The following is a 12,918-nucleotide window of genomic DNA, read 5'->3' on the forward strand; positions in this document are numbered from 1 at the left end:
CACTCGCACCGTGCGAGTACCCGGCCGGTTAACGACGCGGCTGCTCCAGCACAACCTGGAAAACAAGCTTCGCGCCCGCAACAACGTTCTCTGCGAGCATGCGACTGGCACAAACACACAAGTAAAACTGCGACCGGCTGCTACAACCAGGCTACCGCCGGAATCATTCCCGCTCTCCCGCACCGCTCCATCGGAGTGATCTTCGGGCGGGCTCGGCGACGGGACTCGGAGGGGGCTCAGACGGTGAGGACGAGCTTGCCGCGAGTGTGCCCCCTCTCCCAGTGCCGGATCGCGTCGGGGGCCTCGGCCAGGGGGTACGTCCGGTCGATCACCGGAGTGACCTGGCCGGCCGCGAGGTAGTCGGCCAGGGGCTGAAGCACGTCGTGCGTGGGCTCCTTGACGAAGGGCGCGCGCAGGTTCTGGCGCACGAACGGGGACAGGGCCAGTGCCCCGAGGGCGCGGTGCAGGCCGCCGAGCCACCGTCCCCCTCCTTCGCCCCCGACGATGACGAGAGTGCCCCGCGGGGTGAGGGCGCGCCGGAGGTGGGACAGGGGCCGGTTGCCGGCGGTGTCCAGGATGAGGTCGTAGCGGCGGCTGTCGGCGGCGAAGTCGCCCTGGGTGTAGTCGATGACGTGGTCCGCCCCGAGCGAGCGCACCAGGTCGACCTTGTCGGTGCCGCAGACGCCGGTGACCCGCGCTTCGAACACCTTGGCCAGCTGTACGGCGTACGTGCCCACGCCTCCGCCCGCCCCTATGACGAGGACCTCCTGCCCCCGCCGGACCCGCCCCTGCTCCCGCAGCGAGTGCAGGGCGGTGAAGGCGGAGATCGGCACGGCGGCGGCCTGCTCGAAGGTGATGTTCGACGGCTTCGCCGCCAGTCTGTCCTCGCGGGTGCACGCGTACTGCGCGAAGGAGCCCTCACAGGTGCCGAAGACCTCGTCGCCGGGGCGGAACCGGGTCACGTTCCGCCCGACCGACTCGACGCTGCCGGCGACGTCCCAGCCGCGCACCCGGAGCTTGGGTCTGCGGAGCCCGAAGCCCATGACACGTATCGGGTACGGCAGACCGGTCATCAGGTGCCACACGCTCGGATCCACCCCTGCCGCACGCACCCGGACGAGCACGTCGTCGTCACCGGCCACCGGCTTGTCGACGTCCCTCAGTTCCAGCACCTCGGCCGGGCCGTACACGTCCTGGACCATCGCCTTCATGTGGTGTCTCCTTCTTCTTCGTCCACGTATTGGAAGACCTTGTCGAGCGAGACGCCGAACACGCGGGCGATCTGGAAGGCCATCTCCAAGGAGGGCGAGTAGCGGCCCTTCTCGATGGCGATGACGGTCTGACGCGTCACGCCGATCCGGTCGGCCAGTTCCGCCTGGGTCATCTCTCCCTGCGCGAACCGCAGGGCCCGGATCGAGTTGGTGACTCTCGTCGGCTCCCTCACCAAGGCTGGAATCCCCAGCGGTAGGCGGCGATCTTCGCCGCGCATCCGAGGATCGCCGACAGGGTGAAGCCGGCGTAGATCACATTGGCGATCCAGAAGTGGTCGACCCCGGCCAGCGCCATGACCAGCGCGGCCACCCCGCCGATGACGACGAACGACTGGCCGATGTACTCACCGAACCGGTGGATCTCCCGGTCGCGCTGGTCCCTCCTGTTCGCACCCTTGGGCGCACCCAGGGAGACGAGAATGCTCAGCACGATCGACGCCCCGACCGAGACGCCCACCGACCACAGCAACGGCGACGCGTACGCCACCTCGGCCACCGGGGTGGCGGCGACCCGTCCCACCACGACGGCGAGGTAGGCCGCGTACGTACCGACAGCGAGGACCCCGATGATCCACGCGCGTTTCTCTTCATGTGTCACCCGAGGAATGTAAAGCAGAGCAGACATGGAGTAAAGGATTTTTGACACATCCGGCCGGGCTGGTCCATCGGGTCGCCTACGGCGCGCTCAAGCACATTGACGAGAGGGCCGGTGACGACCGGAGCGCGAGGAGGGGGCAGGCGGCTCGGATCAGCAATCGGCCCCGGCCGCCGGTGGGCGGACGGGGCGGGGGCACAGGCGGCGGCAGGGCGGAGGCTGCGACCGTCGGGACGTCGCCGAGCAGATGACGACCGACGCGTCCCCTGCGACCTACCGGACGTCGACGACGGTCGCGGATGCCGACGCCCGAGCCGCTCGATCCGTGACGTCAACGCGATCCGTGACGTCGGCCGGCCCCGCGGGCCTGCGCTCCGTAGCAGCTCACTCGGCGTCCACGGCTCGACGCGGTGGCACGGCCTCGCGCGAAGTGGCGTCCGTCGTACTCGGGCACCGCCGAGGAACCCCTGGCTGTCCCGTCACTCCTGCTGTCCCCGCCCGGTGAGCATGTCACGCAGGCGGTCCACCATGCCGGTGCCGGGAGCGAGGAGTCTGTTCGCGGGCGGAGTGTCCGGCGCGGACGGGTGCGGACGGGTGGGAGCGTGCTTCTTCGCCGATCGGACCTTCTCGCCCAGGTCGTCCAGGGCGGAGGCCGAGCAGACCTCGGCCAGCATCGGGAAGAGCCGGTTCTCCTCGCCGCTGACGTGAGCCGTGACGGAGTCCCTCAGCTGTGTGATCAGCGTGTCGAAGCGTTCGTCGCCGGGCCGGCAGCCTTCGAGGTCCTTGAGCATGCGCTCGACCTCGGCGTGCTCGGCGACCTCCTCGTCGGCGAGATCGTCCCCGTCGTCGACGTACCGGCGCACCGTCGGGTACAGGTACTCCTCCTCGGCCACCGAGTGGCGGACCAGTTCCATGGTGAGCCGGTCCGCCAGTTCACGGCGCTGCGGGTCGTCCGCCGGCAGTGCTTCGATCTGCGCGAAGAGGGCGTCCACCTCGCGGTGGTCCGCGGTCAGTTCCTGGATGACGTTTCCGCCGTGTGCCATGGGTTCTCCGCTTCCTTGTCGTGCTGAGCCGGGTGCCGTCCGGCCGTCGTCGGCGCGCGTGCGTCGGCGGGTCGGTCCGCGCCGTCCTGCGGCAACGCGGGAACGGCCGCTCCCTCCCCGAGCGCCGCGGCTGCTCGGCACCCAGGACCTATGCCTCCCCCGCAGGCACCGGCTACCTCACGATGCTCCGCCCCTTCACTCCGGCGGCCGACAGGATCGTTCGCGGCCGCTGGCCGCGGGACTCACGCGGTGGCCTCGGACCGAGCGCGCCGGCGATGCGTCACCTCGGCGCAGCGGCCGCGGGGTGAGTCGGCAGGCTCGGTCGGGGGAAGGATGTCCGGGTGTCCGATCACTCCGCCCGGCCGTTGGCGTGCGACAGCCGGGGCAGTCTGCTGGTCTCCTTCGCGCGGGGGGAGGAGGGGGTGATTCCTGGCGATGCGCCGATGCCCATGGCTCTGACCGCTCTGTGGCACCGGAACCACGTCGTCATGGTCCATGATCGCTACCGGGACAGCTGGGAGTTGCCCGGAGGCATGCTCGAACCGGGTGAGAGCCCTCGGCGGGCGGCCGTCCGGGAACTGTTCGAGGAGAGCGGTCAAGAGGCCGACGGCCCGCTGGTGTTCGTGGGCCGTGCGCGTTTCCTGGTAGCGCCTGACCAGCGTGCCGAATACGGTGCCCTGTTCACCGGCCGCACACGTGAGCGCCGTGGATTCGAGGCCGACCACGAGATCAGCGAGGCTCGCTGGTGGGATCTCGAGACGCCGCTGCCCGGCCGCGTGTCCGGCATCGACGTCTACCTCGCCCGGCTCACCCGCGGCATGGTCCCGGACTGAGCGTCCGCCTCTTCGGTCCGGCTCACGGTGCAGTGCCGCACTTCCACACGGTCAGGTCCTGCGCGAGGCAGATCCTGCGCGAGGACCGCCCACGAGATCCGCTCGCCCCAGGCCGCGACCGCGAGTCGGGAGACTCGGCGGACACCTGGTTTCGTGCGAGGGGCGCGGAACCGCGGCGGAAGGTGCACCGAGGGCTCCGTTCGTACGGGTGTGGACCGGGGACGGCTCGGGTAACCGGGCACCCATGTTCAAGCATCGACGAGTGCGCGTCACCTGTGTCCTGATGGTCAGCTGGGCCGTCCTGGCCGTCGTGGAAAGGCAGTCGGAGCAGAACACGTGGTCGACATCGCTCCTGCACGCGCTTGTCTGGGCGCTCGCCGTGTCCGGTACCTGGTGGTTCGCCGAAATGACGCAGTTGGGGCCGCGGACGTCCGCGGTTCGACCCCCGTCCGTGACGACGGACCCTTCTCCGCAGCCCCCCGTTCCGGAGACGAACCGACGGCCGCTCACGACCGCGCTTGCCCACGGCCCCCGTTCGGAGCGGCCCACCGCGGGAAGGGCAGCGGACGACCGCCCGGCTGCCCGCGAGGCACGCACCACCGGACACCCGACGAAGGACCACGACGCACGGTAGCCGGACCGGCGGGCGGCGCGCCCACGAGTGGGCGCCGCCACTCGGCATGAAAGCGCCCGTTCGGGTCACCCGGTGACGGGGCGACAGATCGCCGCCCACCGCCATCAGGGAGACGCCATGCCGGTCAGGGCCAGCAACGCGCTCACCATCGCCGCAGCGGCACTCGCCGGAAGCGGAGTCACCGTCACCGCCGCCCTCTGGTGGTCACACCGTTCGAAGGCGGGCCGCGACGGGCTCCTCCTCCGGACCCCCGCACCGGGCGATCCCCGCCCCACGTCACCCGAGGACGTGCTGCACCGGCACTGGAGCACTCTGCAACCGCTGGACCTGACCCCTTAGTTGTCCACGGCAGGCGGCGCGACGGTTCCTCCCAGGCCGGCTCCCGTGGCCCACCCCGCCGGGGTGCGCCACGGGCACACGCGGAGCACACACGGCTCGGAGCAGCACGCCCGGAGCCGCGTCCCGCAGGGCACGTTCGGGAAGGGCTTCCCCCGCGGGGAGTGCGGGCGGAAAACGGGCGGCGGGTCGGCCCCGTCACGGACGGCGGTCCTCGGCTCCGGCGTGGCAGCGGCACCCGCTCCCGGCGGCCCGCGGACTCCTTGCGACCGAGTCTCACGACCCTGCCGGGCCGCGCCCTCCGGCACGGCGGACGACGTCGGCCCACCCTCGGGGGTGAATCGGCCCGGAAAGGACGTGGGCGGAGCGTTCCCGGGTATTCGCGCCACGGACCGGGCCGGTCCGGCCGTGCGGTCAGGGCGGTTCAGGCGGTGAGAGCGGTTCTTCGGCCGGCGGGAAGGACGTGTCGTGAGCATGGGCGCACAGGGGACGGGCGGCGGTCAGCGGTTCCACCGCAACTCGGTCCGCATGCCGGCCGAGCGGCGTTCCGTACCCCGGCAGGGTGCGCCCAGCACCGTCCCGGCAGTCCGCCTCCGGCGGCTGCCGCGTTCGTGGGGACCCGCTCTGCGGCGTACACCGGCGTCGATGTGGCGTGACGACGTGTCCGACTACGCGGCCGCACTCACCTACTACTCCATTCTGGCCGTGCTGCCCTCCCTCCTGGTCGCCGTCATCGCCTTCAGCCTGGTCAGTCCCGCCACCGCGGGGGACTTCATCGCCCACGTGACCGCCTACGCTCCGGGGCAGTCCGGAGGGGAACTCGAGGACGTCATGGTCCGGATGGTGCGCCGCAACTCCGCGGCCTGGGTGCTGTTGGGCGCCTGCACGGCGAGCGCCCTGTGGTCCGCCTCCAGCTACCTGGCCGTGTTCCGCCGGGCCCTGCACCGCATGCATCAAGTCGCCGACTGTCGCTCTCCCCTGCGCAAGGCCCCCCGCATCGTGCTCACCGCCCTGGCCCTGCTCGGTCTGCTCCTCGTCAGTTCGCTGCTCCTGCTGGTGACCGGACCGGTCGCCGAGACCGTCGGCGGCCTTCTGGAACTCGGCGACATGGCCGCCTGGGCCTGGACCCTCCTGCGCTGGCCCCTGCTGCTGTGCCTGGTCGCGCTCCTGGTCGTCATCGTCTTTCACACGGGTCCGGCACCGGCGCGTCGGCGCAGGCACAGCTTGCCCGGTGGTGTTCTCGCGGCGGGCCTGTGGCTCACCGTCTCCGCGGGTTTCGCGCTCTACGTCTCGGCTCTGAGCACCTACAGCAGGCTGTACGGCTCCCTCGCCGGCATCGTCGTCTTCCTCATCTGGCTCTGGCTGTCGAACCTCGCCCTGCTCGCCGGGGCCCAGTTCACGGCCGAGCTGAGCAGGGAGTCGTCACCCCGTCGGTGAGGACCGGCGCCGCCACGTTCCCGGGTCCGATGCCGGCGGGCCCGACGCCACCGACAGCGGCCCCGCTCTCGCCATGGTCGCCCGGACGCCACGGTCGAGGGCGTAACGGCCCGGTGAAGTGGACGGGCACGCCCGAGGCGGGGACGCTCATGTCCCGCCGGGGCAGCAGGCCGGCGATCCGGGATCCGGTCAGGCCGATGCCGAATCCTCCGACTGCCCGGGTGAGACGTCCACTCGGCGTGCGCCCCCCCGATCGTCGCCCGACGTGTCGCGGGGTGAGGGACCGCCCGGCACTGCGGCCCGTGGATCGCCCGACCCGGCCGCGCCGCACGCGAGGGGTTCGATGCCGGTCCACGCGCCGCACCACGGTGACACCGGACTTCGGAGTGATCACGGGCGTTCTTCGCCCGGTGCCGCCCACGCGCCTCCCGTCAGTCGCGGTCGGGGTGCAATGCGGTTCGTGCCGGAGCGGCCGATGTCCAGGTCCAGGAACGAGGTCAGGGGGGTGCCGCTGTTCCAGAAGCCGAGCAGATTCACGTCGATGAGGATCAGGTGGTGCCGGGCGGCGAAGTCGCGGGCCGGCCGGGTGAACACGCAGGTGGCGACGAACACGGGGACGTCGGCCCGGTGTTCGGCCCGTGCGGTGCCGTTGAAGGTCTGGAGGTCACGGCTGCCGACCGTGCGGTGCTTGGCATAGCGCTTGCACTGGATGACGATACGGCGGCCGTCGGGCAGTCGGCCCGTCACATCCGCTCCGAGGTCGCCCGCCCCTCCGACGCGTCGGACGTCGGTGCAGCCGTCCCGACGGCACAACTCGGCGACGTACTCCTCGAACCGACGGTCGTCCATCGCCCACACCTCGTCGAGCGACCGGCGGGCCTGCTTCCGGGCCTCCGCGGCGAGCCTGGCCTTCTCCGCCCGTGCCTCGCGCCACCCGGCACGCACCAGGCCCGTGACGACGGCCGCGACCACGATGACGGACAACGCCAACAGCGACACAGCGCCCATACGTCGAGTCCCCTCCCCTGTTCTCCGGCAGAGCCGTCTTGTTGCTGCCCCCGCGGGAGCGGCTCCACCCGGCGTCGGGGGCGTGAGATCAAGCCGACCGGTGTGTCCCGGCGCCGCGTCCGGCACCGGGACGGCCGAACCGCTCGCCTACTGGGCGTAGGTCTCGAACTCCGCGACCTTCGGGGTACCGGTCGAACCGGCGATCTCGAAGGTGATCTTGCTCAGTGAGGTCCGCGGGAAAGTGATGGTGCCCGCGCCGCTGCCGGAGGTCAGGACGGCGCCGGTGTCACCGTTGACCACCCTCCAGGCCCCGATGACAGTCGCCGATCCCGCCGCTTCCCTGATGGTGATCCTGGACACGGACGTGGCGGAGCCCCACTTGATGGAGATGGCACCGGTGGAACCGGCCGGCGACCAGTACGTGCTCATGTCACCGTCTCGTACGTTGCCGTAGCTCGTGCCACTCGCCTTGCCGGAACCGTCCGATCCCGCGCCGATGCTCAGATTGGTACCGCTGGGCTGGGTGGGTCCCGAGGTGGGGGTGGGAGTGGGCGTGGCGGACGTGGGCGGGGTGGTCGGGGTCGACGTGGGTGACTGCACGGCACAGCTGCCGTTCGACACCTGGAGACCCTTGCCGGCCCCGGCCGTGCGGCTCACGACGTCCGGCACGCACGCCGCGGCGTCGAGCGCGTAGACGTAGGGGATGGCGACAGTGGTGTTGGACTGCGGGTTCGGTCCTGCGGGGTGGTTGTCGGTGCCGGGACTCGACCAGGTCACGTTGTCGAAGACGTTCCCGCCCACGTGCCAGTAGCCGGCCTCGTCCGTGTAGAACGTGCCCAGGACGTCCTTGGAGTCCTCGAAGTAGTTGTTGTCCACCTTGGCGCGCGCCCCGGCGCGTGAGTTGATGCCGGACTCGTTCAGGCTCACGTAGTGGTTGTTGTAGATGTGGGCCGTCCCGCCGCGCAGCAGGGGCGTTCGGGAGTCGATGTTCTGGTAGAGGTTGTGGTGGTAGGTGATGTACCCGTTCGAGCGGTCGCTCTCGCTGGAGCCGACCAGACCGCCGCGGCCGGAGTTGCGCAGGATGCTGTACGACAGCGTCACGAACTGGGTGTTGTCCTTCATGTCGAAGAGGCCGTCGTAGCCTTCCGACTCCCCACCCGACGCCTCCAGGGTCGTGTGATCGACCCAGACGTTGCGGACACCGCTCTCCATGCCGATGGCGTCGCCGCCGTTGGAGGTGGGCGAGCCCGACTTCTTCACGTTCTTGATGGTCACGTTCTGGACGATGATGTTGCTGGCCTCACGGATGTGGATGCCCAGCTGGTCGAAGACCGCTCCGCCGCCGACGCCGACGATCGTGACGTTGCTGACCTGCTTCAGCTCGATCACCCCGGCGGCGGTGTTGCAGCTGTTGCCCGACACCTTGGCGGTGTTGGCGTGGTTGATGGTCCCTTCGACCTCGATGGTGATCGGGGTGCTGCTGCTGGCTCTGCCGCACAGCGCCGCGTGGATCGCGGTTCCCGTGGTGGCCCGCACCGTCTGACCGCCGGCTCCGCCGGTCGTACCGCCGTTCTGGGTCGCGTAACCGGTCGCGGAACCGGTCGCCGCGGAGGCCTCGGGCATCGACAGCACGACACCGACCCCGGCCGCGAGGGCCATCGCGGCCGATGCGGCGCAGAGCCGTAGGGCGACTTTTCTTTGCATCGATGTCTCCTGAGTCTTCGGTTCTACCTGTCCTCACATTGCTGTCGCACACGGAAGGTCTTGTCGGTGAACCATCAATTACGAGGGAAAACGCGCGCCCTCCCACCGACGACACGTCAATCTCACGGAGTCGCTCGGTCCGGCTCGCCGACGAGATCGCGCAAGAGGCGGTAGCCACCGCGACAGCCGGCTTCCCAAGGGAATCGACTCCGGGAAAGCGCTTTCCGCCGGCGACGATAGGGGGCCTGTGGCGGCGTGGCAAGGGCCTGGGCAGGCTGGGCCACGGAGAGGGGAACAAGACGCGCGCCCGCGTCACGCCGGCACCCACCGCGCCACGCCGATGACCGGGAATTCCCGGTCGCGCGATGCCACATTGCAGACGCGAACATTCCCCTAGCGCGTCGGACCCTTCCGGCCACAGCGACGCTCTCCAGGGGGCATCGACGCCGACGTCATCCCTCATTCCCCTATGTGAACGACAGTGATGTATGTGATCAACTTGAGGGACCGGTCAGCGCCACGTCCAGGTCGCCGAGGGATTCCCTGACCTCCGACGGCGGGGCCGCCGAAGGTTCGCCGCCACCCTCGCGGCAGGAACGGCCGTGGCCGGCGGTCATGACGGCACCAGGAACGCCGCACCGCCGCTGGTGTCCCCGAACGGCGACAAAAGTGATGTCGAGCGCGGACCTAGAGCGTGTCTCTTTGCTCGGCTGGTCAGTTGATCGGTGTGTCCGTCCGGTTAGTGATCACTGATGCGATGTGGGGCCGGATCGAGCCGCTGATGCCGGCCGATCCGGTCCGCGGACGGCGGTGGGCCGATCACCGCCGCACCTTGGAGGCCATCGCGTGGAAGTACCGCACCTGCTCGCCCTGGCGGGACCTGCCGAAAGAACTCGGCTCATTCCAGACCGCTCACAAACGCCTGATCAGGTGGGCCGTGGACGGCACCTGGGAACGCATCCTTGCCGCGCTCCTGGCAGCGGCCGCCGCTGATGCCGACATCGGCTGGACCGTCTCGGTGGACTCCACTGTCTGCCGGGCCCACCAGCACGCCGCCGGAGCCAGGAAAAAAGGGGCTCCAGGCCAGGCCGAACCCGTTGACCACGCGCTGGGACGCTCGCGCGGCGGCGAGCACGAAGGTCCATCTCGCCAGCGACGGCCATGCGCGGCCCTTGGCCCTTCGCGTCACCGCAGGCCAGGCGGGCGACGCTCCGGCCTTCGAGATGGTCATGGCCGCCATCCGTGTTCCGCGAAGCGGACCCGGACGGCCGAGAACTCGCCCGGACATCGTCCTGGCGGACCGCGCGTACTCATCCCGAGCGATCCGGAGTCACCTCCGCCGACGCGGAATCCGCGCGACGTCATCCCCCAGCCGTCCGACCAGGTCGGCCACCGGCTGCGGCGAGGCAGCGCGGGCGGTCGCCCGCCGACTTTCGACGCGGCGTCGTACAAGCAGCGCAACGCGGTCGAACGATGCATCAACCGCCTCGAGCAGTGGCGCGGCCTGGCCATGCGAACCGACAAACTGGCCGTCGCCTACCAGGCCGCCCTCCACGTCGCCGCCATCCTCATATGGGCACGACGGTGACCAAGGACGGAGGCAGTCTAGGAATTGGGGGGCTTAGGAACGACTTCGCGCAGGCGGTCGAGGAGAACGCGGGCCGCGGGGCTCGAAGGGCCGCCGACCTGCCAGGCGAGCGCGATGCGGGCACGCATCTCGGGCCGGACGATCCGCAGGGTGCGAAGGTGTCCGTCGAGGGGGGACTCGTTCTCACCGGCAGGTAGCACGGCGATGCCGAGGCCCCGCGCGGCAAGCTGCGAGAGCACGTGTGGGGCTGCCGCCTCGAAGGCGACCCGGGGCCGGAATCCTGCCTGTGCACAGCCGCGTTCGAGCGCCGTGCGCACCCCGGTGCCGCGCGGCAGGCAGATCAGCGGCCGATCCCGCAGCTCGGCGAGCGGGACGCTCGTACCGTCGACGCGGTCGAGAACGGGATCGCTTGGCGCGACAGCGGCGACCAGCGGGACATCGATCACCGTCTGGAAGGCCGCTCCGGGCGGGGGCGCCTCCTCTGCCGTTCCGAGGACGGCGATGTCGAGCTCGCCGGCCAGGAGCGCGGCCTGCATCCGCTCCGTGGTGTCCTCGGTGAGAGTCACCTCCACCGAGGGGTGGGCGTCGTGGAAGTCCGCGAGTAGAGCGGCGATGTCGAAGGCGTGGCCAGTGGCGCCGGAGACCAGTCCGAGCGTGACCCGGCCGCGCAGCAGCCCCGTGTACGCGTCGACCGTCTGCCGCACCGACTCCGCCGCGGCCAGTGCGGCCCGGGCGTACGGCAGGACCGCCCGGCCCACCTCGGTCGGTGTCACCGACCGGGCGGAGCGGTCGAGCAGGGGCTGCCCCAGCTCCTTCTCTAGCTGGCGGATCTGGGCGCTGAGGCCGGGCTGGGCCAGATGCAGCCGGGCGGCGGCTCTTGTGAAACCGCCCTCCTCGACGACACAGACGAAGTAGCGCAGCTGGCGGAGTTCCATAAGCAGCGATTCTAGATTGCAGCAGAACTATTTACTGGCGTTATCTATCTGCCGGCCTCAGGCTTGATCACATGGGGAATCCAACAGCCCGCATGGGGAAGAGTGTCGAGGTCAGGGCGGCGATCGCGGCGGAGCGCCGAGAACTGGCCGACCTGTTCGACACATTGAAAACCGATCAGTGGAACGAGCAGAGTCTCTGCGCGGGATGGCGCGTTCGCGAAGTGGCGGCGCACATGTCGATGGGGTTCCGCCTCTCCTTGCCCACGATGCTCGGTGAACTGGTCAAGGCACGCGGGAACCTTCACCGCATGACCGATCAGGTCGCGCGCAGGGATTCGGCCGCCCACTCCACCACCGCGCTCGCCGCCTTCCTGCGGGACAACGCCCACCATCCCTGGACACCACCGGTCGGCGGGCTCACGGCGGCGCTCGGCCACGACGTGGTGCACGGGCTGGACATCACCGTCGCCCTCGGCCTCCACCGGCGCGTCCCCGAGAGCCGGCTGCGCATCCTCCTCGATGACATCCGGCCCAGCGGCCTGAAGTTCTTCGGTGCCGACCTTGACGGAGTGCAACTGTGCGCCGACGACCTCGACTGGTCGTACGGCTCTGGCCCACCCGTCTTCGGCGCCGCCCAGGATCTCCTGCTGTTGGCCTACGGTCGCAGGCTTCCGGACGGCCGGCTACGAGGAGAACCGAGCAATCGTTTCACGCGATCCGCCGAGGAGGCATGACCCAGATGGGCACCCGCTTCCTCCTGGGTCTGTCCCTGTTCTCCACCGGTCTGCTTGCCGGAGCCTTCGGCTACGGCGCCGCCAACCTGGTCCCCACATTCAACTCCGTGCCGATCGACATGAGACTCGACTTCCACACCGAGCTGATGAAGATGAACGGGATCACCGTGCAGGGGGCGATGGCGGTCTCGGCCCTCAGCGCCCTCACCCTGGCCGCCCTGACACGCGGACGAGCCCGAGTCCTCGCAGCCACCGCAGGGCTCCTGACTGTCGCGTCCTTCCTGATCACTCGGTTCGGGAATGTCCCGATCAACGGCCGCATCAAGCAGTGGGCCGCCACCGCGCCGCCAGCCGACCATGCGGAGATCCTGAGCCGCTGGGAACTGTTCAACGATGCCCGTACCTGCACTGCCGCAGCTGCGTTCGCCATCCTGATCTCTGTTGCCCTGCGCCAGGCAGGCGAGCGACCGAGCACCACTGAACCCACCGCCGTCATCTCGACAGGGCGATGCGTCGGCCCTGGCGAACCCGTATGAGGGCCCGATCCGTGCCACACCACATCGGTCACCGATCACCGGGTGCGGCTGATCCACTGGCAATCCGTCAAGGAGACACGGCCTAGGATGGGGCGAACTGATCCGTCCGCCCGTACGTCGAGTCCGCCACCGTCAGCCGTCATCCATCACCCGTCGAACGGCAAGCCGGCTCGGTGTGGAGGCCGCGCCCTCATCCTGGGCCTCGGCAGGCCGCGTACGCGATCGCTCCGCGCCGAACGGTGAGGGCGTGTCCGTCGGGGTCAG

The 12,918-nt window shown here is 70.0% G+C and carries 13 protein-coding genes and 1 pseudogene; 7 read left to right on the top strand and 7 right to left on the bottom strand.

The features are described 5' to 3' along the window. Window positions 1-236 precede the first annotated feature (236 nt). The 4 genes from ACZ5Y0_RS09485 to ACZ5Y0_RS09500 form a co-directional block, all read right to left on the bottom strand. Entirely contained in the window at window positions 237-1,211 is a 975-nt protein-coding gene (locus tag ACZ5Y0_RS09485; RefSeq protein ID WP_469128059.1) for an NAD(P)-dependent alcohol dehydrogenase, read from the bottom strand. Beyond that, window positions 1,208-1,444, bottom strand: coding sequence for a helix-turn-helix transcriptional regulator (locus ACZ5Y0_RS09490; RefSeq protein ID WP_365276766.1), 237 nt, complete (start codon window positions 1,442-1,444; stop codon window positions 1,208-1,210). Before ACZ5Y0_RS09490 ends, ACZ5Y0_RS09485 begins: the two co-directional genes overlap by 4 nt. Next, entirely contained in the window at window positions 1,441-1,869 is a 429-nt protein-coding gene (locus ACZ5Y0_RS09495) for a hypothetical protein (protein WP_469128060.1), read from the bottom strand. Before ACZ5Y0_RS09495 ends, ACZ5Y0_RS09490 begins: the two co-directional genes overlap by 4 nt. Before the next feature lie 476 nt (window positions 1,870-2,345). Then, window positions 2,346-2,909 carry a hemerythrin domain-containing protein gene (locus ACZ5Y0_RS09500; RefSeq protein WP_469128061.1) on the bottom strand — a complete coding sequence of 188 codons (564 nt, stop codon included), beginning with the start codon at window positions 2,907-2,909 and terminating at the stop codon, window positions 2,346-2,348. Window positions 2,910-3,250: 341 nt separating this feature from the next. Between ACZ5Y0_RS09500 and ACZ5Y0_RS09505 the strand changes: the two genes are divergently transcribed. From ACZ5Y0_RS09505 to ACZ5Y0_RS09515, 3 genes are all read left to right on the top strand, one after another. After that, on the top strand, window positions 3,251-3,742 hold the full coding sequence (locus ACZ5Y0_RS09505) for an NUDIX hydrolase (RefSeq protein WP_469128062.1): 492 nt from the start codon (window positions 3,251-3,253) through the stop codon (window positions 3,740-3,742). A gap of 751 nt (window positions 3,743-4,493) precedes the next feature. Then, a complete protein-coding gene (locus tag ACZ5Y0_RS09510) occupies window positions 4,494-4,715 on the top strand; it encodes a hypothetical protein (protein WP_469128063.1) in 222 nt (73 codons plus the stop codon). A gap of 642 nt (window positions 4,716-5,357) precedes the next feature. Beyond that, window positions 5,358-6,149: a YihY/virulence factor BrkB family protein gene (locus ACZ5Y0_RS09515; protein ID WP_469128462.1), complete on the top strand. Its 792-nt coding sequence runs from the start codon at window positions 5,358-5,360 to the stop codon at window positions 6,147-6,149. Window positions 6,150-6,539: 390 nt separating this feature from the next. Here the strand turns inward: ACZ5Y0_RS09515 and ACZ5Y0_RS09520 are convergent, their stop codons facing one another. Further along, a complete protein-coding gene (locus tag ACZ5Y0_RS09520; RefSeq protein ID WP_469128064.1) occupies window positions 6,540-7,157 on the bottom strand; it encodes a restriction endonuclease in 618 nt (205 codons plus the stop codon). Between the two features lie 147 nt (window positions 7,158-7,304). Then, the gene (locus ACZ5Y0_RS09525; protein ID WP_469128065.1) at window positions 7,305-8,861 is read right to left on the bottom strand and encodes a pectate lyase family protein; all 1,557 of its coding nucleotides are present in this window, start codon (window positions 8,859-8,861) and stop codon (window positions 7,305-7,307) included. A 781-nt stretch (window positions 8,862-9,642) separates the two neighbouring features. On the opposite strand from ACZ5Y0_RS09525, the pseudogene ACZ5Y0_RS09530 reads away from it, so the two are divergent. Next, window positions 9,643-9,930 (top strand): annotated as a pseudogene (locus tag ACZ5Y0_RS09530) (transposase); the annotation flags it as partial. Further along, window positions 9,854-10,486 carry a transposase gene (locus ACZ5Y0_RS09535; RefSeq protein WP_469128463.1) on the top strand — a complete coding sequence of 211 codons (633 nt, stop codon included), beginning with the start codon at window positions 9,854-9,856 and terminating at the stop codon, window positions 10,484-10,486. The pseudogene ACZ5Y0_RS09530 and the gene ACZ5Y0_RS09535, both read left to right, overlap by 77 nt. Here the strand turns inward: ACZ5Y0_RS09535 and ACZ5Y0_RS09540 are convergent. After that, window positions 10,467-11,384 (bottom strand): LysR family transcriptional regulator, encoded by a 918-nt coding sequence (locus tag ACZ5Y0_RS09540; protein WP_469128066.1) that lies wholly within the window; start codon window positions 11,382-11,384, stop codon window positions 10,467-10,469. The genes ACZ5Y0_RS09535 and ACZ5Y0_RS09540 overlap by 20 nt on opposite strands. 71 nt (window positions 11,385-11,455) lie before the next feature. Between ACZ5Y0_RS09540 and ACZ5Y0_RS09545 the strand changes: the two genes are divergently transcribed. Then, the gene (locus tag ACZ5Y0_RS09545; RefSeq protein WP_469128067.1) at window positions 11,456-12,118 is read left to right on the top strand and encodes a maleylpyruvate isomerase family mycothiol-dependent enzyme; all 663 of its coding nucleotides are present in this window, start codon (window positions 11,456-11,458) and stop codon (window positions 12,116-12,118) included. Beyond that, window positions 12,115-12,654, top strand: a complete 540-nt coding sequence (locus tag ACZ5Y0_RS09550) for an anthrone oxygenase family protein (RefSeq protein ID WP_469128068.1) — start codon at window positions 12,115-12,117, stop codon at window positions 12,652-12,654. Before ACZ5Y0_RS09545 ends, ACZ5Y0_RS09550 begins: the two co-directional genes overlap by 4 nt. The last annotated feature ends 264 nt before the right edge of the window (window positions 12,655-12,918 follow it).

Source organism: Streptomyces sp. NPDC033216, from assembly GCF_055577115.1.

What these genes read in the sequence shown, in the direction of transcription:
- ACZ5Y0_RS09485 (WP_469128059.1), bottom strand. Translation starts at nt 1,211, where the DNA reads ATGAAGGCGATGGTCCAGGACGTGTACGGCCCGGCCGAGGTGCTGGAA.
- ACZ5Y0_RS09500 (WP_469128061.1), bottom strand. Translation starts at nt 2,909, where the DNA reads ATGGCACACGGCGGAAACGTCATCCAGGAACTGACCGCGGACCACCGC.
- ACZ5Y0_RS09510 (WP_469128063.1), top strand. Translation starts at nt 4,494, where the DNA reads ATGCCGGTCAGGGCCAGCAACGCGCTCACCATCGCCGCAGCGGCACTC.
- ACZ5Y0_RS09515 (WP_469128462.1), top strand. Translation starts at nt 5,358, where the DNA reads ATGTGGCGTGACGACGTGTCCGACTACGCGGCCGCACTCACCTACTAC.
- ACZ5Y0_RS09520 (WP_469128064.1), bottom strand. Translation starts at nt 7,157, where the DNA reads ATGGGCGCTGTGTCGCTGTTGGCGTTGTCCGTCATCGTGGTCGCGGCC.
- ACZ5Y0_RS09525 (WP_469128065.1), bottom strand. Translation starts at nt 8,861, where the DNA reads ATGCAAAGAAAAGTCGCCCTACGGCTCTGCGCCGCATCGGCCGCGATG.
- ACZ5Y0_RS09535 (WP_469128463.1), top strand. Translation starts at nt 9,854, where the DNA reads ATGCCGACATCGGCTGGACCGTCTCGGTGGACTCCACTGTCTGCCGGG.
- ACZ5Y0_RS09540 (WP_469128066.1), bottom strand. Translation starts at nt 11,384, where the DNA reads ATGGAACTCCGCCAGCTGCGCTACTTCGTCTGTGTCGTCGAGGAGGGC.
- ACZ5Y0_RS09545 (WP_469128067.1), top strand. Translation starts at nt 11,456, where the DNA reads ATGGGGAATCCAACAGCCCGCATGGGGAAGAGTGTCGAGGTCAGGGCG.
- ACZ5Y0_RS09550 (WP_469128068.1), top strand. Translation starts at nt 12,115, where the DNA reads ATGACCCAGATGGGCACCCGCTTCCTCCTGGGTCTGTCCCTGTTCTCC.